The sequence below is a fragment of the Neobacillus drentensis genome (genome assembly GCF_036962125.1).
GTDB lineage: Bacteria > Bacillota > Bacilli > Bacillales > Cytobacillaceae > Neobacillus > Neobacillus drentensis_B.
Map to the genome: position 1 here is coordinate 17,701 of NZ_JBALOA010000037.1, position 23,814 is coordinate 41,514.

18 protein-coding genes and 1 pseudogene are annotated in these 23,814 nt (G+C 41.2%); 7 read left to right on the plus strand and 12 right to left on the minus strand.

The features are described from left to right. Positions 1-15: 15 nt before the first annotated feature. From V7121_RS22930 to V7121_RS22950, 5 genes are all read right to left on the minus strand, one after another. Positions 16-1,590 (minus strand): fatty acid--CoA ligase, encoded by a 1,575-nt coding sequence (locus V7121_RS22930; RefSeq protein ID WP_335548008.1) that lies wholly within the window; start codon positions 1,588-1,590, stop codon positions 16-18. Between the two features lie 187 nt (positions 1,591-1,777). Continuing rightward, positions 1,778-2,935, minus strand: a complete 1,158-nt coding sequence (locus V7121_RS22935; RefSeq protein WP_335548010.1) for a thiolase family protein — start codon at positions 2,933-2,935, stop codon at positions 1,778-1,780. Positions 2,936-2,949: 14 nt separating this feature from the next. Next, positions 2,950-4,095, minus strand: a complete 1,146-nt coding sequence (locus V7121_RS22940; RefSeq protein ID WP_335548012.1) for an acyl-CoA dehydrogenase family protein — start codon at positions 4,093-4,095, stop codon at positions 2,950-2,952. Positions 4,096-4,162: 67 nt separating this feature from the next. After that, entirely contained in the window at positions 4,163-5,686 is a 1,524-nt protein-coding gene (locus V7121_RS22945; protein WP_335548014.1) for a class I adenylate-forming enzyme family protein, read from the minus strand. A 176-nt stretch (positions 5,687-5,862) separates the two neighbouring features. Continuing rightward, positions 5,863-7,608: a sigma 54-interacting transcriptional regulator gene (locus V7121_RS22950; protein ID WP_335548017.1), complete on the minus strand. Its 1,746-nt coding sequence runs from the start codon at positions 7,606-7,608 to the stop codon at positions 5,863-5,865. Between the two features lie 146 nt (positions 7,609-7,754). Between V7121_RS22950 and V7121_RS22955 the strand changes: the two genes are divergently transcribed. Next, positions 7,755-7,961 (plus strand): zinc ribbon domain-containing protein, encoded by a 207-nt coding sequence (locus V7121_RS22955; RefSeq protein ID WP_335503328.1) that lies wholly within the window; start codon positions 7,755-7,757, stop codon positions 7,959-7,961. Between the two features lie 79 nt (positions 7,962-8,040). Here V7121_RS22955 and V7121_RS22960 read toward each other — a convergent pair whose 3' ends face one another. Next, positions 8,041-8,808: a 3-hydroxyacyl-CoA dehydrogenase gene (locus tag V7121_RS22960; protein ID WP_335503330.1), complete on the minus strand. Its 768-nt coding sequence runs from the start codon at positions 8,806-8,808 to the stop codon at positions 8,041-8,043. Between the two features lie 298 nt (positions 8,809-9,106). On the opposite strand from V7121_RS22960, the gene V7121_RS22965 reads away from it, so the two are divergent. Together V7121_RS22965 and V7121_RS22970 are read left to right on the plus strand one after the other, a co-directional pair. Next, the gene (locus V7121_RS22965) at positions 9,107-10,480 is read left to right on the plus strand and encodes a GDSL-type esterase/lipase family protein (RefSeq protein ID WP_335548019.1); all 1,374 of its coding nucleotides are present in this window, start codon (positions 9,107-9,109) and stop codon (positions 10,478-10,480) included. Between the two features lie 138 nt (positions 10,481-10,618). Then, positions 10,619-11,581 (plus strand): D-2-hydroxyacid dehydrogenase, encoded by a 963-nt coding sequence (locus tag V7121_RS22970; protein WP_420490745.1) that lies wholly within the window; start codon positions 10,619-10,621, stop codon positions 11,579-11,581. Between the two features lie 115 nt (positions 11,582-11,696). Here the strand turns inward: V7121_RS22970 and V7121_RS22975 are convergent, their stop codons facing one another. From V7121_RS22975 to V7121_RS22985, 3 genes are all read right to left on the minus strand, one after another. Beyond that, positions 11,697-12,923: an RtcB family protein gene (locus V7121_RS22975; protein ID WP_335503339.1), complete on the minus strand. Its 1,227-nt coding sequence runs from the start codon at positions 12,921-12,923 to the stop codon at positions 11,697-11,699. Positions 12,924-13,058: 135 nt separating this feature from the next. After that, positions 13,059-15,812 carry a dynamin family protein gene (locus V7121_RS22980; protein WP_335548023.1) on the minus strand — a complete coding sequence of 918 codons (2,754 nt, stop codon included), beginning with the start codon at positions 15,810-15,812 and terminating at the stop codon, positions 13,059-13,061. Positions 15,813-16,183: 371 nt separating this feature from the next. Next, on the minus strand, positions 16,184-17,863 hold the full coding sequence (locus tag V7121_RS22985) for an acyl-CoA dehydrogenase family protein (RefSeq protein WP_335548025.1): 1,680 nt from the start codon (positions 17,861-17,863) through the stop codon (positions 16,184-16,186). A gap of 159 nt (positions 17,864-18,022) precedes the next feature. Between V7121_RS22985 and V7121_RS22990 the strand changes: the two genes are divergently transcribed. Both V7121_RS22990 and V7121_RS22995 read left to right on the plus strand, forming a co-directional pair. Then, the gene (locus tag V7121_RS22990) at positions 18,023-18,529 is read left to right on the plus strand and encodes a hypothetical protein (RefSeq protein ID WP_335503349.1); all 507 of its coding nucleotides are present in this window, start codon (positions 18,023-18,025) and stop codon (positions 18,527-18,529) included. A gap of 17 nt (positions 18,530-18,546) precedes the next feature. Then, positions 18,547-18,813 (plus strand): zinc ribbon domain-containing protein, encoded by a 267-nt coding sequence (locus V7121_RS22995; protein ID WP_335548027.1) that lies wholly within the window; start codon positions 18,547-18,549, stop codon positions 18,811-18,813. Between the two features lie 33 nt (positions 18,814-18,846). On the opposite strand, the gene V7121_RS23000 is transcribed toward V7121_RS22995, so the two are convergent. The 3 genes from V7121_RS23000 to V7121_RS23010 all read right to left on the minus strand — a co-directional run bounded on the left by V7121_RS23000 (position 18,847) and on the right by V7121_RS23010 (position 21,131). Next, positions 18,847-19,569 carry an amino acid ABC transporter ATP-binding protein gene (locus V7121_RS23000; protein ID WP_335548029.1) on the minus strand — a complete coding sequence of 241 codons (723 nt, stop codon included), beginning with the start codon at positions 19,567-19,569 and terminating at the stop codon, positions 18,847-18,849. Beyond that, entirely contained in the window at positions 19,566-20,222 is a 657-nt protein-coding gene (locus V7121_RS23005; protein ID WP_335503359.1) for an amino acid ABC transporter permease, read from the minus strand. The genes V7121_RS23000 and V7121_RS23005 overlap by 4 nt, the downstream gene beginning before the upstream one ends. A gap of 105 nt (positions 20,223-20,327) precedes the next feature. Continuing rightward, positions 20,328-21,131, minus strand: coding sequence for a basic amino acid ABC transporter substrate-binding protein (locus V7121_RS23010; RefSeq protein ID WP_335503362.1), 804 nt, complete (start codon positions 21,129-21,131; stop codon positions 20,328-20,330). A gap of 392 nt (positions 21,132-21,523) precedes the next feature. On the opposite strand from V7121_RS23010, the pseudogene V7121_RS23015 reads away from it, so the two are divergent. Continuing rightward, positions 21,524-22,017: pseudogene (locus V7121_RS23015) on the plus strand (nitric-oxide reductase large subunit); the annotation flags it as partial. A 240-nt stretch (positions 22,018-22,257) separates the two neighbouring features. Further along, entirely contained in the window at positions 22,258-23,709 is a 1,452-nt protein-coding gene (locus V7121_RS23020; protein ID WP_420490747.1) for a cbb3-type cytochrome c oxidase subunit I, read from the plus strand. Positions 23,710-23,814: the final 105 nt, after the last annotated feature.

Sequence of the window (23,814 nt, forward strand, 5' to 3'; positions counted from 1 at the left end):
AGTTATGACCCTCTTTTACGAATTTGTAGTTCCTGGAGTAAACAGCTCCTCCAATTGTTTTCTTAAAACGAATTTCATTATCTTACCACTGGCATTCCGCGGCAGTGCTTCACAGAAAATGTACTTACGCGGCCGTTTATAATTGGCAAGTTGATCACTATTTTTGCAGTATTCATCCAGTTCCTGCTCTGTTATATTTGGATCCTTTTTTACCACAAATGCAGTACAGGTTTCACCCCATCGGTCATCAGGCTGACCCACGATTGCCACATCTAAAACACCCGCGTGGGCATGCAAGAGGTCTTCCACTTCCCTAGGATAGATGTTTTCCCCACCGCTAATAATCATGTCATCGACGCGGTCATTAACATAAAGATACCCTTCGTCATCAAGGTAACCAATGTCACCTGAATGGTACCAGCCTTTATACAATGCTTTTTCTGTCGCTTCCTCGCGGTTAAAATAACCAACCATCATACACGGTCCTTGGACAATTATTTCCCCCGTTTCACCGACTGGGACGATATCATCAGGATCTGAGGGACCGTCTTCTCTAGTACGGACGACCCGAATATCGTGGCTTAAGGCAGCTTGCCCAGCCGAACCTGCTTTCCTCAATTGATCTGTCTCGGATAGGAAGGTGATTGCAGGACCCATTTCGGTCATTCCATAGGCTTGAACTAATGAGATTCCTAGATTGTCATGAAGTGCATGGACAAGTGCTGGTGCCATTGGGGCCGCACCATACAAACCAAGCTTTAGACTTGATAGGTCATACTTACTAAGGTCTTCTTGAAGCAGCATATTCCACATCGTTGGAGCCGCAAAGAATTTTGAGATTTTTTCTTGTTCAATTAATTGCAGGATGGCTTTTGGATTGAATTGATGCAGGATGACATTACTTGCCCCAGCATGGATTCTTGGCAGGAAGGCACAATGAAGTTCAGCGCAATGGAACATCGGTGCCGTTACGAGTCCAACATCTTCTGCACTAAGTTTGCATGAGGCAATACAGAATATACTTTGGTCAACCATATTGCGGTGGGTATGCATAACTCCTTTGGGTCTACCTGTGGTCCCGCTAGTATAAATAAACGCGTAAAGATCATTTTCATTCACGTCTGCCTGAACTGCTGCGGTTGAAGAGATCGCTATTTTTTCCTGGTAACTTGCCGCATATGCAGGTGTTTCTTCATCAATAAACCAGAAGGATGTTTTTCCAAAGCGATTGGCAATGGCTGAAATAACTGATTCTAAGGCTTTTTCAAAAAGAACCACCTTGGGAGCGGCATCCGAAAGTATAAAGGCAACTTCTTCCGGTGTTAAACGGAAATTGATTGGATTGAATATGGCGCCGATTTTCGCACAGGCGAAAAAAGCGGTTCCTAACTCTTCGGTATTAAACATGAAGGTGGATACCCGATCACCTTTTTGAACGCCTTCTTTTATGAGGGCATTGGCGAGTCTGTTTATTTGTTCGTTCCATTCCTTATACGTGTAGCGGACGTTTTTTCTGACATCGTAAATGGCTTGTTTGTTCGGATATTTTTTCACTGTTAAATCAAAAATTTTCCCGATTGTCGTGCTCATTGAATCGCCTCCATTAGTTTGTTTGCGAAACTTAGCGGTTTGTTTGCGAAACCTAGTAGTTTATTTGCGAAACTCACAGGTTTGTTTGCGAAACTCAGTAGTTTGTTTGCGAAACTCAATTTGTCTGCCGAAACTTAGTGATTTGTTTGCGAAACCAACGAGTTTGTTTGCGAAACGTTAATTCCTGCTAATCTAAACGCTCAATAATTGTCGCATTCGCCATCCCGTGACCCTCGCACATGGTTTGCAATCCATATCGTCCGCCGGTCCTCTCAAGCTCGTGCATCATTGTCACCATCAAACGAGCCCCGCTACCGCCTAGCGGATGACCGAGCGCAATTGCTCCTCCATTAGGGTTAAGCTTTGATGGATCTGCACCAGTCTCTTTCAGCCAGGCAATCGGAACAGGGGCAAAGGCTTCATTGACTTCAAATACATCAATATCCTCAATCGATAAACCTGACTTTTCAAGTGCCTTTTGTGTAGCTGGGATTGGTCCTGTCAGCATCAAGGTTGGATCTGAACCGACCACCACGCGTGTGTGAACACTGAAGCGCGGTTTCAATCCAAGCTCTTCTGCTTTCTCACGGGACATTAGTAGTAAAGCTGCAGCCCCGTCACTGATTTGACTGGAGTTTCCGGCATGAATAACCCCATCTTCTTTAAAAGATGTGCGGAGGCCAGCCAATGCTTCTAGAGAAGTTCCTTTTCTTGGACCTGAATCCTCTTTGATAATGGTCGTTGTTCCGTCTGGAAGCTTTACTTCAATCGGGAAAATCTCCCTTGAAAAATATCCCTCTTCCTGCGCCTTTAGTGCTCTTTGATGGCTTTCGAGAGAAAATTGATCCAGTACAGCACGGGTAAATCCATAGTTTTCAGCAATCCGCTCGGCTGATAAACCTTGATGAATCATTTCATACTTCGACTTTAACTGGGGACTGAATGGCTCCTCGGCCCCCTTGTAGTTGGAACCCATTGGAACACGGGACATACTTTCAACACCGCCAGCAATCACTACGTCCATGTCTCCTGCCAAGATGGCTTGGGCAGCGAAATGGACAGCTTGCTGACTGGAACCGCATTGACGATCAATTGTGGTTCCTGGGACTTCAATAGGAAAGCCCGCGATAAGCGCAGCCACTCTAGCAATATCACCTGCTTGCTCGCCTGCTTGGGTTACACAACCCCAAATCACATCCTCAACCAATGCTGGGTCGATTCCTGCTCGATTAACAAGTTCCTTTAAGGTCATCGCGGATAAATCATCCGGACGGATATCCTTCAACACGCCATTTCTTCTACCTACAGGTGTACGTACACCTTCGACAATTACAACTTCACGCATAGTAATCTCCCTCTCTATAATCCTAGATTTTTCGCAATGATGGTTTTCATGATTTCATTGGTGCCCGCGTAGATGCTGGAAACAGGAATATCACGGAATCGTCTCGCAATCTCGTATTCTTCCATATATCCATAACCGCCATGGAGCTGCATACATTCAGCTGCAATCCTTTTCGCGATATCTGTTAGCTTCCATTTGGCCATCGAGACCTTCGTTACTACATTTTTCCCTTCTATATGTTCAGCAATTAACTGATCCAAAAAGGCTCTGCCCATTTCAATTTCGGTCGCCATTTCAACAATCTTAAACTGGGTGTTTTGGAACTGGCTGACCGGCCTTCCAAATGCTTCCCTGCTTTTTACATAATCGATTGTCATTTTCAGCATTACTTCAGATGCCGTTTGGGCCCCAATAGCAACAAGCAGCCGTTCCTGTTGAAGTTTTTCCATTAAATACAGAAATCCCTTGCCTTCTTCCCCGAGCAGATTTTCCTTTGGGACACGGCAATCTTCAAAGATTAATTCTGCGGTATCTTGGCAATGGAGACCGACCTTGTTTAACTTTCTTCCTCGTGAAAATCCAGGTGCATCCCTCTCAATGACCAACAGGCTGACGCCTTTATGTTTCGGTACAGCATGGATGTCTGTTTTGACGGCGACAACAATCAGGTCGGATTGAATTCCGTTGGTAATGAACGTTTTTTGTCCATTGACAATATAATGGTCTCCGTCCAGCCTTGCTGTCGTTTTGATGTTGGCGAGGTCAGAGCCTGTACCTGGTTCTGTCATCGCAATCGCGGTAATAATTTCACCTGTCACGCATTTCGGTAACCAGCGCTGCTTTTGTTCCTCCGTCCCGTAAGCGGTGATATAAGGAACGACAATATCATTATGGAGACCGATGCCAATGAGGCCTGAGCCCACTTTTTCCAGTTCTTCATTGATGACGACTGCAAATCCCCAGTCGACCTCGCTGCCGCCATATTTTTCATCGATATCTGGGCACAGAAATCCCTGTTCACCCATCTTCTTCCAGAAGGAGCGCGGAATCATCCGTTCTTCCTCCCACTGCTCATAAAAGGGATATGCTTCTTTGTCCAAAAACTTTCTCAATGCATTGCGAAATATTTCATGATCTTCATTTAAATAGGGATGTTTCATTTAAAATACCTCTCCTCTCAAGTGGTAACGTTTACATTTTTTGATGAAAAACTTACCTAAACAGAGTCTATATGGTTACATTTCTCATCTTCTCACGTAATTGATATTTCAGAACTTTCCCTGAGGCGTTCCTTGGCAGCTGCTCTTCGATAAAAATACGCCTCGGAACTTTATAGCCTGCTAGTTTTTGACGACAGAAGGTCTTCAATTCCTGCTCATCAATCACAGCACCATCCCTTGGTACAATAATCGCACAAACGGCTTCGCCCCAAACCTCATCAGGCAGTCCAATGATTGCTGCATCGAGCACGGCCGGATGTTCAAAGAGAACACCTTCCACCTCAACGGAATACACATTTTCTCCACCTGAGATAATCATGTCTTTTTTTCGGTCGACCAATGTAATATAGCCCTCTTCGTCAATCGTGGCTAAGTCGCCCGTATAGAGCCAGCCATTTTTAAGGGTACCCTTGGTTTCCTCTGGTTTTTTATAATACTCCTTCATCACCATGTCACTGCGAACAATGAATTCACCAATAACTCCTGGTAACACATCATTGCCTTCTTCATTAACCACCCTTGTCTCCGTCAAGAAAATAGGTTTTCCTCCCTTGCCGAGGTGGTGTTTGTGCCCTTCTGGATCAAGGAGAATCCCGCCCGGACCTGCTTCGGTCAAACCGCAGAGATTATAAAATTGGTCTGTTTTAAAGAGCTGCATGCTTTTTTTTACCAGTTCCGGTGCCATTGGGGCTGCCCCGTAACCAACTCTCTTAATGGAAGATAAATCATACTCCGTCGCATTAGGAACTTGGAGTAGAAAGTTATACATAGCTGGAACGGCAAAAAGGTGGGTAATTTTATGTTCTTGGATCGCTTGGAGTGTTTTGACTGGATGAAAATCGCGATGAATAATATGTGTGGCACCAAGGGCAACGCCGGAAATAAGGAACAGATTTAATTGGGCTGAGTGAAACAGCGGGGCAAGGTGAAGAATACGTTCATGCTGTCTAATCCCCATATTTATTACAACGGCAATCCCTACTTTAAAGATTTGACTATGATCAAATAATGCACCCTTAGGGCGTCCCGTTGTCCCTGAGGTGTAGAGGATTTCTAAATCATCCTGCTCTGAAACCTCAACACTTGGTTCACTGTCATTTTTAGAAAGAATACGTTCATATGAATCGTAACCAGTTGTTTGTGGTTCCCCGATGGTAATTGCTAACCTGACATCTGTTCCTTTTTTCGCATCAGCAATTATGTGTTCGAACTCCTTGTCACACACAACGATAGAGGTGTCGGATTGTTCTAATATGTAGTGAACCTCTGAAGCGGTTAGGCGGAAGTTAACAGGTACGGCAACAGCACCAATTTTTGCAGCAGCAAAAAAAGTAAATACAAAGTGGTCCGAATTCTTCATCATCAATGCAAGCTTGTCGCCCTTATTCACTCCCTGCTCTAGCAAGCCGTTAGCAAGCTTATTGACTTCTACATTGAACTCACGATACGTATAACTTCTTCCTTCACATTCAATTGCTAGCAGTTCAGGAAACTTGCGGGCATTTTGCGCTAAAAGGCTTCCAATATTCATTTAAGCAACCTCCCTCAAAAAAATGGCTTCTACAACTTTTATGCAATATTTATGCCAATCAACTGAATGGCACCAAGTAGTCCATCAGACCTGATAAACTTCAGTCCTTAATGACTATATGTTTTCCATGTACACATATAGTACAAAAAGGTGTCCAATTCCTGGACACTCTCACCTTATCTGGGAAGTTTGTATTTTTTTATTTTTTCATATAAACCGGACCGGCTGATTCCTAGCAATCTAGCTGCTTTAACCTTATTCCCTTGCACTTGGACGAGCGCCTTTTTAATCGCTTCGAGCTCAGCGTTCTCGACAAGTGATACATTTTGAGGAGGTTCATTGCTAGAAACCTGCTTTACTAAATAATCGGGAAGATCCTCAAACTTAATTTTCCCATTTTCAGCGAAGGTCATGGACCGTTCCATAACATTTCGGAGTTCACGGACATTTCCAGGCCAAGCATAGCTTAACATGGCTTCTCTTGCCCTATCCTCCATCCCTGTAATGCTGGTTCCGAGAATTTGATTCAACTCAATAATAAATCTGCCAATCAAATGGTCTGCATCATAAAGTCGATCGCGGAGCGCCGGGACATTTAATGAAATGACATTAAGACGATAATATAAATCCTCTCTAAAAAGTCCCTCACTGACCATTTCCTCAAGGTTACGGTTCGTGGCCGCAATAATTCTGACATCCACATGAATTCTTATCGTTCCTCCGACCCGGTAGAACTCTCTTTCCTGAAGCACGCGCAGTAATTTGGCCTGTAAGGAAAGCGACATATCTCCTATTTCATCAAGGAAAAGGGTCCCGCCATTTGCCAAATCAAACTTGCCAAGTTTACCTTTTTGCCTTGCACCTGTAAATGCCCCTTCATCGTAACCAAAAAACTCTGATTCTAGCAAATCCTCAGGTATTGCTGCACAATTGACCACAATAAACTTTCCTGTACTTCTAGCACTGCTGTTATGAATCGCTTGGGCGAATAACTCTTTTCCCGTGCCGCTTTCCCCGCGAATCAGAATCGTGGACCTGCCCTTTGCAGCTTTAACTGCGCTCTTCTTTAATTTTTCCATATAGGGATCAATGGTGAATAAATGATCCCAAGTAAACCTGGCTGACTCTGATTTTTGAAATTGCTGATGATAAAAACTCGCCTTACTTTCCGCCTTCTGCAGCTTTTTAAACAACTCGCTGACTTCATTTAATTGGCGGAAAACCACCTTTCCGATTGCTCCAATGACTTTTCCATCCTCTAAGATTGGAATCCTGTGAACAATATATTTGATGCCGTTAATCTCTAAAAAACCGCTGACTTCTGCTGTTTCAGATTGATAAACATTGTCTAGAAAGAGCACCGGTAATACTTGGGTAACAGGTTTGTATAGGACTGCTTCAGGTTGAAGATTAAATAATTCGAGCAAAGGAGGACTGACCATCTGGATGATTTTCTTTTCATCTGTCATAACAATCCCGTCATAAGCATGAATTAAAGCTGTTTCTAATGTTCTTTTTAAAGTTTGAACTATTTTTAATTCCTGTGATGTTTGAAGCAGAGACATGACCATATCTGTTTTTGTAAGCATTCCAACCACATGTTCTTGCTCATCGATGATTACACCGGTGCCCACCTGACTATTTTTCACAATTTTATCAATTTTTTCATAAGGGGTATTGATAGGCAGCGTTTCTACTTGTTCTTTTATGTAGTGTTTGATTGGAGTAGTTAGGGGCTTCTCGTCTAGAACCATTTGAAATAAACTAGTGCGTGTAAAAACACCAATAAGTTTTCTATCGATATCAGTTACAGGCAGCAGGTTCCACTTATTTCTATTCATTAGACTGATCGCTTCAGTGAGAGTTGTCCCCTCAGTAATTACATAATCGACTGGTGTAATAATATCTTTCAATTGGAGCATTTTTTACCCCCCACTTTTTACATATTCTTATTGTAACAAAAAAGTGGGACATTTTTGAATTTTTTAACAATAAGGAAATTATTTTGAAACTTCTATAGACCTAAATCGTAGATTGAAGGAGTGAACCTACATAGGGGAGTGATGATATGAGTGAAAAAGGCTGTATTAAATGTGGGAGCAGAGATACGGGAACAAAGGATGTCGCAATGACCGGGACTGGTTTGTCAAAAATGTTTGACTTACAACACAACACCTTTACTGTCATCTTTTGTAAGAATTGTGGTTATTCGGAGTTTTACAATAAGAAAACGTCCACGGCTTCCAATATCATGGACTTATTCTTTGGAGGATGATTGAGAGGGGGAATCCCATTGGGTTCCCCCTTATTCTATTGGCAAGTCGTGTATCTACTTTTATCTCCAGTTTACTTCATTATCTTGGCTGCATTCTAATAGCCCCATCCAACCGAATGGTTTCTCCATTTAACATTGCATTTTCAATGATACTTTGGGCTAGCTGCGCATATTCATTCGGGGACCCGAGCCTTGATGGAAAAGGCACCATTTTTCCAAGTGAATCCTTCGCTTCTTGCGGGAGGGTATCAAACATGGGCGTGTGGAATAATCCAGGCGCAATCGTCATGACTCGAATTCCGTAGCGAGCAAGTTCCCTCGCAATTGGCAGGGTCATGCCGACAATCCCGCCTTTTGAGGCACTATATGCTGCCTGACCAATTTGTCCGTCAAAGGCAGCAATCGAAGCGGTATTAATAATGACCCCTCTCTCCCCTTGTTCGTTAGCCTCATTGCTGATCATTTTCTCAGCTGCGATCCGAATGACATTGAATGAACCGATTAAATTCACCTGAATGACTTTTGAAAAAAGGTCCAGATTATGCACGTTATTTCTACCAATCACCTTCTCCGCGATTCCAATTCCTGCGCAATTTATAACTGTATTTACACTGCCCATAAATTCGGATGCTTGATGAACAGCCTCTGTGACTTCCTCTTCATTCGTGACATCTGTCTTTATAAACAAAACAGCTTCCCCTAATTCATTTTGAAGTCGAACCCCCTTTTCTTCTGATTGGTCAAAAATAACCGCTTTTCCTCCGTTTTGAACAATCGCCCGAACCGTCGCCTCTCCAAGTCCTGAAGCACCTCCAGTAACGACTCCCCGGCATGTATTCATATGCATATTTTAGCCCCCATAGAAAATTTTTATATTTTACTATTTTGCAAGTATTGTGCCACAACAGTTTCCATAAAATATTGGCTACACTGAGGGAGCTTATTTTTCATTAGTGTTTGTAGTTTGGACAGATAATCTAGAAAAGTGACCAAATCCTGAACAGGTGACAAATATCAAATAGTTCCTTACGTTCTATCATCATAGGTCTAATTGCATATTTTGTAGAATGATATATATTGAATATTCGAAAAAAGGAAGATTATAATAGATTTTGGAAGAAAAAATGCTAGAAGGAGGAATATTTTTGAGGGTCAAACGCTTTTCAGTATTGTTCATACTAATGCTCGCACTGCATTCACTCTTTTCATCGTTTGTTTTTGCGGAAAACAACGTCAAGCCCAACATTGTCTCACTAGGAGATTCAATTACATATGGTTGGAATTTAGAGGGAGACAACTCTCATCAATCGTTAAAGGCATTTCCCTATTTAATTGGAAATGGGAAATTCGATGTTGCGAAAAACATCAGTGGTGGAGGCTGGACATCTGGACAATTGTTAACGGAAATTAGCAAACCCGAAAACCTCGAAGCTATTAAAAACGCGGATGTCATTACACTTGATATTGGCAGTAATGATTTTTTGCAAGATCCCAATATCCAGACGCTTAGAAATAATCCAACCACACCGAAAGACCCTGTCGTTTTCAAGGGAATCATTCAGGGAATTTCTAATCAACTATTTACCAACTTAACCACAATCATTGCGACGATTAAAGCTCAAAATCCTGATGCATATCTTATTGTTTACAACATTTACAATCCATTTACAGATTCTTTAGCTTCCCTCTATCCAATTGGCGAACTATTCCTTCCATCCGTAAACCTAGGAATCCAAAATGTTGCTGCACAATCGGGCTCACTAATAGCCGACGCCTATACAGCTTTTAAAGGTAATCAAACTGAGTATATTTTTCACGGCGGCGATGTACATCCAAATGAAACAGGCCAACAAGTGCTAGCAGAATTATCTACGTCACTATTAGCAGCACAGGTTCCTGAAGCTATTACCGTTTCATTAACTCCTTCAACTACAGAACAAACAACTGAACCTGTGACCATCACTGTATCCTCTGTAACGAAAGCCCTCGCGATGCAATGGATTGAGGGTGAAAAGACAATTGAAGATTTTGCCTCGGTCGATGTTGGTACAGATATCACAGACAACAAATTCGAAGTAACTGAAAATGGGACTTATACGGTTTATGTTAGAGATAATAAAGGTGCGAAGACAGTTACATCGATAAAAATTGAAAATATAAGCACTGAGGATCCAACACCTAATCCAGATGATCCTGGTAACACACCAGATCCGAATCCTGGCGATCCTGGTAACACCCCAGATCCAACGCCTGGTGATACAGGTAATAATCCAGATCCTACACCAGGTGATACTGGAAGCACTCCAGACCCTGCTCCTGGCGATAATGGGAACGATTCGAATCCTGCTCCAGTAGATACCAGCAGTCCTGCAACTGGTGACACGGCTGCAGAATCTGGAAACACCTTACCGGACACCGCATCACCAATGTACAACTATTTAGTTTCAGGTTTAGGCTTAATTTTTGCTGGTTTGATTGTTTTGAAAATCCAAAACGCTAGAAGAAGAGAGAATATCTAAAAGATACAGGTCAGGGCTCAGTTAACAGGAGGTCCTGACCTTTTTCGTCTTTCGAGTTGCTACATGACAAAATTCTTATCATTCTTTGGAAATTCCGTTATCATTAAATAAAGTAAACATTGTTAAAATGGAGGAATCCTGATAATGAAAAAAATGGTTATCACCCGAAATATTGATCAAAATCACATAGCACAAATCAAGGAAATTATTCCCGATTGGGAAGTGATTGCAGGTAAAGACAAAAACATTTGGAAAGATCACGTAATGGATGCGGAAATCATTGCTGGCTGGAGTAAAGGGCTAGCTGAATATTGTCTTCACCCCCAGTCCAAGCTTAAGTGGCTGCAATCTTGGAGTGCAGGCGTTGATTCCATGCCGCTTGAAGCACTGAATTCAAGAAACATCTTCCTGACTAGTGCAAATGGCGTTCATGCGTATCCAATCTCTGAGACTATTTTTGGGTTAATGTTGGGATTAACACGGAAAATCCATACATATGTTAGAAATCAGCAGAAGAAAACTTGGCATCATGCCCATATGGGTCAAGAAATACATGGAAAAACGGTTGGTATCATTGGTGTGGGCACGATTGGGCAAGAAACTGCGAAAATCGCAAAGGCATTTGGCATGGAGGTACTTGGTGTCAGGCACTCGGGATTAGCTGTCCAAAATGTTGATGAAATGTTTACCCCGGACCAATTAGATCATCTGCTTCCTAAATGTGATTATGTGGTTGTTACGTTACCGCTCACAAAGGAAACCTGTCGGTGGTTTGGAGCAGAACAATTCAAGCAAATGAAAGAGTCAGCCTTCTTTATTAATATTGGCCGCGGTGAGATTGTCGTGGAGACTGACCTTATCCAGGCTCTAACGGAAGGAACGATCGCGGGAGCTGGACTCGATGTGTTTGAAACCGAACCGTTAAGCAAGGAAAGTCCGTTATGGGAGATGGAAAATGTGATTGTTACCCCGCATACATCCGGATCTACCGAACAGTATAATCAGCGGGTAGTTGAAAATATCTTAATTCCTAATTTAAAGGCCTATCTTTCTAGTAAGGTTCCACCAATTAATCTTGTAGATTTTTCGAAAGGTTATTAAAACAAGCTTCATTTATTGGCACTAAAGCACAGAAAATCTTAAACGCTTCTCTTAGGACATAGTCAAGGGTACCTTAAATTGAGGTACCCTTAACTACTTAAAATATTTATCTTTTTTATTTTTTAAATCTTTCAGGTGTGTACTTTTCACTGGCTTTAAAGTTATATACGGGTTTAATGAATCCGGCAATCTCTACCGTTTCTTCAACCTTTTCTAATATTTCATCCATGGATTTGTAGGCCATTGGCGCCTCATCTAAGGTTTCTTCTGAAACAGACGTTGTCCACACACCTGCCATTGTTTTTTGAAAATCATCCATGTTAAGAGTTTTCATCGCTTTGGTCCTGCTAAGAACACGGCCTGCTCCATGCGGGGCCGAGCAATTCCAATCATCGTTCCCTTTCCCGACTGCCAAAATTGACCCGTCCCTCATATTAATTGGAATGATAAGACGTTCCCCTTTTTGAGCAGAAACAGCCCCTTTTCGTAGAATTAGGTTATCGGTGTCAATATAATTGTGCACGGTATCGAAGCGGTCCTGCTCCTCAAATCCCATATTTTCTGTAATTGCTCTGGCAATCTCTTCGCGGTTTGCTTTTGCAAAGGCCTGAGCTAATTTCATGTCATGGATATAGTGATCAAAATCCTCGCCTTCTAAATACGCTAAATCATTCGGAATAACGGGATTCTTTTCTTTAATGCTTTGGATCATGGCCTGGATTTCTTTTTGGCGTCCCTCCGCCTTTAACTGGCCAATGAGTTCAGATAAATCGTGCTGACGAAGTTTAGAAATTGCTACCTTTTGGTAGTAAGTGGCTATTTTCGACCCGACATAGCGGCTCCCAGTATGAATGGTTAAATAATGATAGCCATTGGTATCAACAGAGACTTCAATAAAATGATTGCCGCCGCCTAGTGTCCCTAAGCTATACCGGCTGCGATTTTCACTCAAAATATGCTCTGCTTGAAATTCTTGAATAGCGGGAAAACTCGTGCTAATAAACCCTACTGTCTCATCTGTATGAATTTCCTGTCCACTCGGGACATAGGTTCGGATCACTTGATCCAATTTATTAAAATCAACTTTTTTATCCTGAAGCTTAACGGTCAGCACGCCGCAGCCGACATCCACACCAACTAGATTCGGAACAACTTTATCCTTTAGTTGAATCGTCGTTCCAATCACACAGCCTTTGCCGGCATGGTAGTCTGGCATAATACTAATCTTTGTATCCTTTAAAAATACTTGATTACAAAGCTCTTGTATTTGCTCAAGTGCTGTTTCTTGAGGATAGTTTGAAAATACTTTTGCCTCTGTTTGTGTACCCGTTACTTTAATCACGTTTTCCCTCCTTCAAAGCAGATTACCAACAGGCTACCATTTTATGGACATTTGAGCAACGGAATTCTTGCGACAATTTTTTGTCTACATGTTTAAAAGGAGGATGTACTTGGACACCCTCCTTTTTCAATACTATCAATAAATCGTTTGCATACCTTTTCCAGCTACGGTCATCCATTCAAACTGACGCAATCTAACTTCAAATAATGTCAATGGATCACGGAACATTTCTGGATTGGTGTTCATATTTGTCAGCATTCCTTGGTTGGTTTGAATTCCTGAACGCGCTTCTTCGACAGAACGATTTAACTGATTTAATGGACTCTTGAAAAATAAAGATATGTCTCGCTCAAGGGACCTTTCAAACAACTCAAATTGCCTGAAGAACTGTTGATTCACCGCTGTAATCGTTTCTTCATAATCCTCATTTTCAACAAAAGCTTTATATTTGTTAAAAAGCATCGCTTTATTTTGTGATAAGGCACTAAACAGCTTCCCAGCACTTTTTAATAAAAATTGCGATGGGGTTCTGCGCAATAAAATATTGATTGGTTCTAGCTGGAATCGGCTTGTCATCCGATCCGTATCGCGGTGCCAATCCTCGAGCACCTTAAAATCACACTCAAGATTGAGGCGTTCTTCTCCATACATATAATTAAAGCTTTCACCGATTTCATTTAAGAATTCCTGACCTTGATCAAACTCCTCTTTACAGCCGTCAATCCATTCTTGCAGTAAACGATAATATTTTGGCAACACAGTCTGATCCAGATAGTCTTCAAGTCTTTTGTTCATCTCGTCATTGAGTTCGAGGTGAATCTTACTAAAATTACTATCTTCCTTGATGAAAGCAGAGCATTCTTGAAGCATGGTGGGAACAGATTCGGAAATATCCCTTTCTATCGTTTCTTTGATCGCACGATAGGACTGTACAACTGCTTTGGTCTTCTGCGTCTCCGTATCCTTCAGTTGATTTACCGCTCCAGTTAACTTCTGGAGCATTTCTTCATTCCATCGTACAGATTCCACCAACTGATTTTCAACATCGATTCGTTTTTGCATTAGACTGGCAATCGTTGTCCGAATAAAGAACAATAATTTTGCCAAACGTTTATCTGCAATGTTTCTGGTATTTTTAATCGATTGAATAAATTCTTGAATTTCCTTAAGCTGCTGGCTTCTTTCATATTCGGATGAAAAAGCAAACACTAAAGCATCCGGTAAATAGGAATGAATCCTTGCCCTTGTTTCGTCGAACACTCTGATTGCTTCCTGTTCATTAACAATTGTGTCTGTTTTAGAGAGTAGAAAATGAACCGGAATATCAGGAGCCAACTCTTGGATTTTCGAAAGCATAGATCTTTCTTTATCTGTAAATTGTGCATTCGCATCAAGCGCAAACAGGACAGTATCAGCCAATTGTAAATTCTTTAAGACCTCATAAGAATCATGATAGTTCCCTTTCAAACCAGGAGTATCAATAAATGCGACCTTATTATCCTGTAAAAAAGCATTGGGACGCTTAAATTCAATGATTGATTCCAACGCGTTGCGGCGGCGGTCCATTCGTTCTTGAAATTCTGAAAAACCGGTCAAACTAGTAATCTCACGGTCAGTGATTTCGATGATTTCTTCTTCCGCGGAATCTTTAAACATGACAATGGATGAAGTTGGACTGTCTTGTACATCTTCTCCTAGAACCAAATTCACAAAAGTTGACTTTCCACTTCCACTTAACCCAGTAATCAGAAAATGTTGAGTATCAAAATCAACCAATTGCTCAACTATCCATTTTACTCGATTATTCTCCCCCATCTCATTTGCTTGGGCCCAATTGGTAATCGCATCAAAGAGTGTCAGGCACTCCTCTAATTCGTCCATTTCTGTTCCCGTTACACTGATTAATTTTTCAGCCTCATTAACGATCGACATACTTAAGCTTGCTGGAAAAAGCTCATTCCAGGAAAGCACGGCCGCTGCCGCTAGAACCGTATTCTTATCATCGGCCAGACGTAACCAATTTGTAAGTAAGTCTGGTATATATTCCTGAAGGTTTTTTATAAAGTACCTTCCATCAATTAAACTAAAAAATGCTTCTTTATGAAGAGTTGACAGCTCGGATAGATTTTCATCCCGACTGATATCAAGGTTTAAAAACAAATGATTCATTTCTCTGATCCAAGTAAAATAGGATTCTTCATTATCATAACTATCCCAAAGAGCGGATACGAGTTTCTCGAATTTTTGTTTTTCCAGGCTATACACTACCTGAATAGCATGGGAAAAATAATTTGGCGCATGGTTCTTAGCCAGACCCCTTTCTACATAACTAATCACGATATCAAACCACTTCAACGAACCCGTTCTTAGTGTCTCGTTAACCGCTAGTTCAATTGCATGATTCCAATCCTGCTGCTCTTCAAAAAACGTTCGTGCAATTTCGGTTACATTCGGATAATCCGGGTTTGCATTAATTGTTTTTTTGATCACGGATAAGGCCAAATCAAGCTTTCCACGCTCTATATACAACGAAAACAAATTTAAGGCCACTTCGGTATTTAAGGTAAGATTATCACTGGCAATTGCACAATAAAGATCTTCAGCAGTCGGCAACAATCCTAACCGATAATAGGCATCAGCTATGTTTTTCTTTGCCCATGGTTCAAGTTCATTGATAATATTTCCCCATTTAAAAATAGCAGCCTCATAGTCTTTATAATGGAAATAAACTTCCCCCTGCGCAAAGCGAATCGACGATAGTTCTGGCAGGTCCTTACATGCTTCCTCTTGAAACAGGTCGCCAAGCACCTGAATCGGCTCGATATTTTCATGTTCATTAATGAACATTTTATAATACGTTTTCTGTATTAATTGCGTCTCCAATGTCATATCTTTCCCTCCAATTACAACACTCTCTGTCATTCATATGGAAAAGAGCCATAATTATTCAATATACTATTCGACGGATTACCTGAATATAAGTCCCAATCATTACGATTCTACCAGAGCAATTTATAAAAAAGATGTCAGCCGTATTTCATTTTGGAGTCAAAGTAACACTTATTACATATTTTTTAAATCTTATTACACATTTTTATAATTTTATTACATATTTTTTGAAACTTATTACATATTTCTGGATTGTTATTACATATTTTTCGAAACTTACGACATTTCCTGGATATTAAATGGAAAATACCCTGCCTAATAATGCAAAAATAAGCCCGCCTGAAAAACGGCAAGCTTACTAACATAACATCCTATCTAACAGGCACGGTCTTTTCACTCTTTGAATTCAGTACAATCTCAGCAAAGTAATTCACAGTCCTCATTTCCTCATTAAACAAGTAGGAGGATTTCCATGTTTCTTCTAAAAAGATCTCCATAACCTTGACTGCGCGCGAGTCGCCACTGGCTGCCTGCTCAAGGGCTACGATACTTTCAAAAATTTTCACCATCAGCTCGGCCGCCTTTTTCGAATGAAAGGTCTTTTGGTCTGTCGATGCAATATGTAATGATTTCGATAAGTTCTGTAACTGGATCAACCTATTTTCGACCAGATTAGTCCATTCAGATGGCAAATGGGCAACAGCCCGTAAACGTTGGTCCATTTCTTCTAGAAACAGTTCGTCTGCTTTAAACTTCTCCATTAAGCGCAGGACCTCTAACCCGAGAATATTTGCTGTTCCTTCCCAAACGGTTAGTACTTGGGCATCTCGTAACAATCTTGGAGTAACAAAATCTTCGATATACCCATTGCCGCCATGCATTTCAATGGCTTCATGAGAAAAATGGATCGCTTGTTCTGCTGTTTCTTTTTTCAAAAGAGCAATGTAGAGACGGTTAAGAATCGTCTCCTTCTGGTTCGCTTGATTGTTCATGACTCGTTCAAACAAAGGAAGATACGTAAAAAGAGTGCGGGTTTCGATTTCCAGCTTTACCGCGAGTATTGTTAAAGTATCCTTAACCATTGGATAGTTGGCGAGTTTACTTCCGAAAGCATCCCTCTTCAAAGCATATTCCTTTGCTTCATGGTAAGCTCTTCTCATAATTCCTAAGGAGGCAACCGCATTGCAGACTCTTGATAGGTTAAGAGCCTCCATCATGTAATAGAAACCTTTCGCCGGATCTCCGACCACAAAAGCATCGGCACCGTCGAATTCGACCTCAGCCGAAGGGACGGCTTTAACACCAAGTTTATCCTTTAAACGGCGTATCCGGATTCCATTTAGTGAGCCATCCTGGTTCCGCCAGGGTACCGCAAATAAAGTCAGCCCCTTTGTTCCGGATGGTGCCCCTTCTTTCCTTGCTAATACCATAGCCACCCCGCACATACCGGCGTTTGAAGCAAAGTACTTTTCACCATAGAGTTTGAAATGATCTCCAGCTTCCACCGCCTTTGTCTCATTCGCCCCAACATCGGAACCCCCTTGGCGCTCAGTTAGGAATGTGGCTCCTTCATAGAGAGGAACTTCTCCTGTTGAGAGGACATGCGGCAAAAACCGCTCTTTGATTTCATCAGAGGCATACTGGTTAAGTAAATAAGCAGTGGCCATGGACAATGTGACCGGGCAATAAAATCCTGGCTCTGTTTGCGAGAGCAGATACCCTTGGGCATAAGAATAAATGTAATTCCCCTTTTCCCCGAGTTCAGGAATTTTCTTATGAACATAGCCAACAATTCCAGTTTGATAGGTTTCTTCCACGGTTCGCCGGTAACCCTCGTTTACCCATACCTCAGAAATATCTTCCCCGTACGCATCATATTTGATTAAGCGCGGCTGTCCTTCCCTGTCCGTAAATCGAGCACGAGCATCAATGACCGTGGCACATTTTTCACCAAACGCTGTCAGCTCTTTATCAGCAAACGCGAAAAATGCAGGATCAAGCAGTTCTTTAAGTAACGATTGAAACTGTCTATCATCTGAATAAAAGTTCATTTTATATAACCTCCTCCTATTAATTTTCAGAAAAGTCAATAAATAAAGTATACCACTTTCTATTTCAGATAAAAATAAATTTAGGCAATTGAGACATTCTTTCTTTTTTAAATGCAATCAAAGTATAATTGGTTCAAAGACCTAAAGGGGAAATCGTCGTTGGAAAAGAAACAAGCTATATTTTTAGCGAACTGTATTGAGGGTTCGAAATCACCGGCCTATGATATTAACAAACTTGAAGTAATAAACGGCTGTTTGCCGAAGTTTCATCAATGGACAAATGGGAAACCTACGATTGCAGCATTTGAGATTACAAGGCCTGATAACGATACAGGTTATTACTTTGTATTCATTGATTGGCACCGTAATGACAACTATTATTTAGTTATTTATGCTCATGATCACTCCACGACCTGCGCAGAGATACGACAAATTCAGGAAATAGACGGAGTTCCACATCTTATTTGGACCTATCAGCCATTGAAACGAGACGGGAAAAATCAACAAAGAAAAGCCTATTTTAAGCAAATGTTTGGTGCAACCACCATCCAAATTAAACTACCCTCATCGGCACTTGATTTAGATGTATTTTTAGGACAAATATTTAAACTATGTCAAAACCGGATAAAAGCTGATCGTATAGTTGAAGTATTTGAAATTGAATAGTGAAAGGAGATTAAAAGATGGCCATTTATAAAAACTGTCAAAGCTGTGGAATGCCCCTCGCAAAGGATGAACGAGGGGGTGGAACAGAAGAAAACGGAACAAAAAGTACCAAGTACTGCAGCCATTGCTATATTAACGGAGAATTCACTCTTCCTGATATTACTGTTGAAGAAATGAAAGACAGGGTAAAGCAAAAGATTGTTGAATTTGGGATGCCGAAGTTTATTGCTGGGATGTTTACAAGGAACATTCCTAAATTGGAAAGATGGAACCAAGGAAAATAACATTGAAAAAGGAGGCTTCGGCCTCCTTTCATGTTATAAAACTTTACTTAAAAATGCCTTTGTCCGCTCTTCTTGCGGATGATCAAATAATTCGTCCGGAATATTTTCTTCCACAATCAAACCGCCGTCCATAAAGATCACCCGATCTCCGACTTCTTTAGCAAAGCCCATTTCATGTGTGACGACTACCATAGTCATTCCCTCTTTTGCCAGGTCCTTCATAACTTCCAATACCTCACCGACCATTTCAGGGTCAAGTGCGGACGTTGGTTCATCAAAAAGCATGATTTTCGGCTCCATTGCTAGTGCCCTTGCGATGGCAACCCGCTGCTTTTGTCCTCCGGATAAAGAATCTGGATAGGCTTCTGCCTTATCCTCTAAGCCAACTTTTCGTAAAAGTTCTATTGCTTTTGCTCTAGCCTTCTCGTTTGGCACATTCTTTACTTTCATTGGGGCGAGCATGATATTTTGGATTACTGTTTTATGTGGAAATAGGTTAAATTGCTGAAACACCATACCTACATCAGTCCTGATTTTATTGATATCCGTTTTTTTATCGGTAATATCAATTCCTTCGATCAAGATATGTCCATCTGTAATCGTTTCTAGCAAATTAATACAGCGAAGAAAGGTAGATTTTCCTGAACCCGATGGACCAATGACGACAACTACCTCTTTAGGCTTAACAGTTACATTTATATCTTTAAGAACTTCATTACTACCAAATGATTTTTTTAAATTCTTTACGGTAATCATTCTGTGGCCAACCTTCTTTCAAGTCGGGATAACAGTAAACTTAAAGAAAAAGTTAAAACTAGATAAATAAGTGCGGCGGTAATATAGGGCTCCCAAGCGCGATAATATTGTCCCTGCATCGCTTGTCCCCAATACATGAGTTCTTTTACAGCAATGATGGCCGCAAGGGATGAATCTTTAATCAAGACGATAAATTCATTACCTAGAGGTGGAATCATCCTTTTAAAAGCTTGTGGGAGAATGACAAATCGCATAGCCTGCACATGATTCATCCCTAGTGAACGTGCTGCCTCCATCTGTCCTTTATCAATCGATTGAATTCCGCCGCGGAAAATCTCAGCAACATAGGCAGCTGAATTTAAGGAAAGGGCCGTAATTGCCGCAATAATCCCATTTGTTTCCCCTACAAAAAGTGGGACAAGCCCAAAATGAACTAATAATATTTGTACTAATAATGGCGTTCCGCGAAAAAAAGTGATATAGCAATTAAACGGAAAGGCTATCCATTTATTTTTCGTCAATTTACCCAATCCAATGAACAAACCGAGTAAACAACCAATTATGATGCTTGCAATCGAAAGTCCGATGGTGAGCAGCGTTCCTTTTGCAAAAAATGGTGCATATTCAGCAAGTATGTCCCAACGAATATCCATCATGAATCCCCCTAAAAAATCCTACATGTGAGTTGTGCATTACCTTTAACAAAAATTGCGTAACTGCTTTCTTTTGGAAGCGTTACGCAATTTTTGTCCCACCTATTATTGTTGTGCTTTGATATCTGTTAAATCAGGGTCTACCTTAAACCACTTCTTATAGATTTTTGCGTATTCTCCATTCTCCATTATCCCTTTAACGCCTTTATCAAAGTCCGCCTTTAGCTTACTGCCTTTTGGAAACAGCAACCCATAATATTCCTTTTCAAACGCAGCAGCATCTTCAATGATCACAAAATTCTCATTAGGATTATTTTTTACATACTCCTCAATAACCGTATTGTCAGCAACAACCGCGTCAGCACCGCCGCCTTTTAACTCCATGATTGCTAGATTGTTATCTTTAAATTTTTTAAGGTTATTAGATTCTGTGCCTAATAGTTTCTCTACGGCTTCCTGACCAGTTGTACCATTTTGCACGGCAATCCTTTTCCCCTTTAAATCGGCAGCAGTTTTTATCGTGCTCCCTTTAGGAACCATAATTTTATTAGTTGATAAAAAATATGGGACTGAAAAATCATAAGTTTGTTTTCGTTTATCGTTAATCGTGATAGCTGAAATTCCAATATCAGCTGTTTTACCTTTAATTTCTACAAATAAAGGATCCCAACCTACATGCTTGACATTAACTTTATAGCCTGCCTCCTTGGCTACTGCATTTATAAAATCAATATCAAAACCAACGACTTCTCCTTTATCTTGGTATTCAAATGGGGCGTAGGCTGCATCCGTTACAACCTTTAATGTCTTCTTTTCTTCGCTTGCCCCTGTTTTGCTCGTCCCACACGCTGAAAGAACTAATAGTAGCGCTACCATTAATACAGTTGAAACTAATTTAAACTTCTTCATTTTTTCCCCTCCATTGTTTTTTCATAAAAGTAATTATTAAAAACATTGATAATATTTTGAATAAAATGATTATAACCTGTTTTGTTTTAATATTCAATATATTAGATATTTTATTATATTAGTACTGTAATCCAATAAAGTATTTAACATTGTAGAATAATACTTTCGTTGCTAGAAATATAATAATACTTAATGCATTTATTCCAAACTTTAGGAAATATTACTGGTTAAGATTACCTTTTGTGAAAGTTCTTCTGTTACCAATCAAGCTAAATCAGATTTAGTAGGAGGTTTATTGCATGCGGTATTCAAAGCTCTGGATTAGCCTAGCAATTGTATTTATAGTTTCTTTTGCAATACTTGGATACTTCGGTGGCAGGCTCTATCAAACCATGCCACCTATTCCTGAGAGGGTCGTTTCCTCAGACGGAACAGTTCTCTATACCAAGCAGGATATTCAAGATGGTCAAAATGTTTGGCAGTCTATTGGCGGCCAAGAGCTAGGGAGCATTTGGGGCCATGGTGCCTATGTTGCACCGGACTGGAATGCTGATTGGCTGCACCGGGAATCAATGTGGCTGTTAAATAACTGGGCACAGAAGGATTATGGTAAAAAGTATTCAGCGCTTGACGATGAAAAAAAGCGGCCCTTAGAGCGCGGCTCAAAAATGAAATCAGGCCTAACACATACAATAAAGAAACCAATGAAATTACCTTATCACCTTTAAGGATTCAAGCGATTCAGCAGGTTAGCAATCATTATGCGGCTTTATTTACAGATGATTCTTCGGTAGATAAATTGCGTGAAGCCTATGCCATGCCAAAGAATGTGATTAAGGATGCAACGCGCTTACGGGCTTTTATCAGCTATATTTGGTGGACAACCTGGGCTACTGAAACAAACCGGCCTGGAGATGATGTTACCTATACAAATAATTGGCCGAATGAGGACCTGATTGAAAATAAAGCAACAGGCGAAATGCTTGTCTGGTCTGTCGTTAGCTTTGTATTACTCCTTGCAGGGGTTGGTGCTTTGGCGTGGTATTACGCGACCCAAAAACATCACGAGGACGAAGAATCTTTTCCTAAAAAGGATCCTTTGCTCGCCTTGTCTGCAACACCATCTATGAAAGCAACACAGAAATACTTTTGGGTAGTTGCCGCATTATGGCTTGTCCAAGTGTTACTAGGGGCCGTCACAGGGCATTATCAAGTGGAAGGAAGTGCCTTTTACGGCATCCCTATTGCTGACTATATTCCCTATTCATTGACTAGGTCCTGGCACACTCAATTAGGTATCTTGTGGATTGCCACAGCCTGGCTGGCCACCGGTTTATTTATTGGTCCAGCTGTCTCTGGCTATGAACCAAAATTCCAGCGTTTTGGTGTCAATTTCTTATTTGTTTGTTTACTTATCATTGTTGTCGGCTCCATGGTTGGGCAATGGATGGCTGTTCAACAAAAGCTCGGTCATACAACCAACTTTTGGTTTGGACATCAAGGGTACGAATATACTGACACGGGACGCTTCTGGCAAATCTTTCTGACGATTGGATTGTTCCTCTGGTTATTCCTGATGGTTCGCTCCATCTGGCCTGCTTTTAAAAATTTAAAAGAAAGCCGTCATCTGCTAGCACTCTTTTTGATTGCTTCTACGGCTATTCCAGTATTCTATATACCAGCCTTATTGTGGGGGCAGCACAGTAATTTAGCGATTGCAGAATATTGGCGCTGGTGGGTAGTCCACCTTTGGGTTGAGGGCTTCTTTGAAGTTTTTGCCACGGTGGTAATGGCGTTCTTATTTACAAGAATGGGATTATTAGGACTTCGGACAGCTACTACCTCTGTTCTGTTTTCTACCGTCATCTTCCTATTTGGAGGAATTATCGGGACGTTCCACCATTTATACTTTAGTGGTACACCTACCGGAGTCATCGCCTTCGGAGCATCCTTCAGCGCACTTGAAGTCGTACCACTCGTGTTAATCGGTTTTGAAGCTTACGAAAACCTGACCCGAAGCCGCGCGAAAAAGTGGGTGGCTGCCTATAAATGGCCAATCTACTTTTTCATTTCCGTTGCTTTTTGGAATCTAGTAGGGGCAGGGTTATTCGGCTTTTTCATTAACCCTCCAATCGCACTTTATTATATGCAGGGACTTAACACGACTGCGGTTCACGGTCACACAGCCTTATTTGGAGTGTACGGGATGCTGGGCATCGGTTTAATGCTCTTCTGCCTGCGCGGCTTGACTGTCAAAAAGGAATGGAGAACCGGTCCACTGAAACTTGCCTTCTGGGCAATAAATATTGGGCTATCCTTAATGGTGCTAATTAGCCTAATTCCAATTGGCTTAATGCAAACTTGGGCAAGTGTCCAGCATGGGATGTGGTACGCGCGATCCGCTGAATTTATGTCTCGGGATATCGTCCACTTCTTCGTCTGGATGAGGATTATTGGCGATACCATCTTTTCGATTGGGGCTCTTGCCCTAGTATGGTTTATCATCGGCCTAAAAACAGGCTGGTCCCTAACGAATGACAGACTAGATTATGCCGAAAGTGAACACAAAAACGTCTAAGAAAAGCGGAAGCGCCCTGGTCAGCGGCGTATGGCCTGGAGCGCTCCAACTGAGATAAAGGAAACACGAAGAGCGTAAGCGATTCGATGTTGACTTATCGTAGGG

Coding starts and splice junctions, on each gene's coding strand:
- V7121_RS22945 (WP_335548014.1), bottom strand. CDS start 5,686: ATGAATATTGGAAGCCTTTTAGCGCAAAATGCCCGCAAGTTTCCTGAA.
- V7121_RS22950 (WP_335548017.1), bottom strand. CDS start 7,608: ATGCTCCAATTGAAAGATATTATTACACCAGTCGATTATGTAATTACT.
- V7121_RS23020 (WP_420490747.1), top strand. CDS start 22,258: ATGAAAGCAACACAGAAATACTTTTGGGTAGTTGCCGCATTATGGCTT.
- V7121_RS22980 (WP_335548023.1), bottom strand. CDS start 15,812: ATGACATTGGAGACGCAATTAATACAGAAAACGTATTATAAAATGTTC.
- V7121_RS23000 (WP_335548029.1), bottom strand. CDS start 19,569: ATGATTACCGTAAAGAATTTAAAAAAATCATTTGGTAGTAATGAAGTT.
- V7121_RS23010 (WP_335503362.1), bottom strand. CDS start 21,131: ATGAAGAAGTTTAAATTAGTTTCAACTGTATTAATGGTAGCGCTACTA.
- V7121_RS22955 (WP_335503328.1), top strand. CDS start 7,755: ATGAGTGAAAAAGGCTGTATTAAATGTGGGAGCAGAGATACGGGAACA.
- V7121_RS22960 (WP_335503330.1), bottom strand. CDS start 8,808: ATGCATATGAATACATGCCGGGGAGTCGTTACTGGAGGTGCTTCAGGA.
- V7121_RS22995 (WP_335548027.1), top strand. CDS start 18,547: ATGGCCATTTATAAAAACTGTCAAAGCTGTGGAATGCCCCTCGCAAAG.
- V7121_RS22930 (WP_335548008.1), bottom strand. CDS start 1,590: ATGAGCACGACAATCGGGAAAATTTTTGATTTAACAGTGAAAAAATAT.
- V7121_RS22935 (WP_335548010.1), bottom strand. CDS start 2,935: ATGCGTGAAGTTGTAATTGTCGAAGGTGTACGTACACCTGTAGGTAGA.
- V7121_RS22940 (WP_335548012.1), bottom strand. CDS start 4,095: ATGAAACATCCCTATTTAAATGAAGATCATGAAATATTTCGCAATGCA.
- V7121_RS22985 (WP_335548025.1), bottom strand. CDS start 17,863: ATGAACTTTTATTCAGATGATAGACAGTTTCAATCGTTACTTAAAGAA.
- V7121_RS23005 (WP_335503359.1), bottom strand. CDS start 20,222: ATGGATATTCGTTGGGACATACTTGCTGAATATGCACCATTTTTTGCA.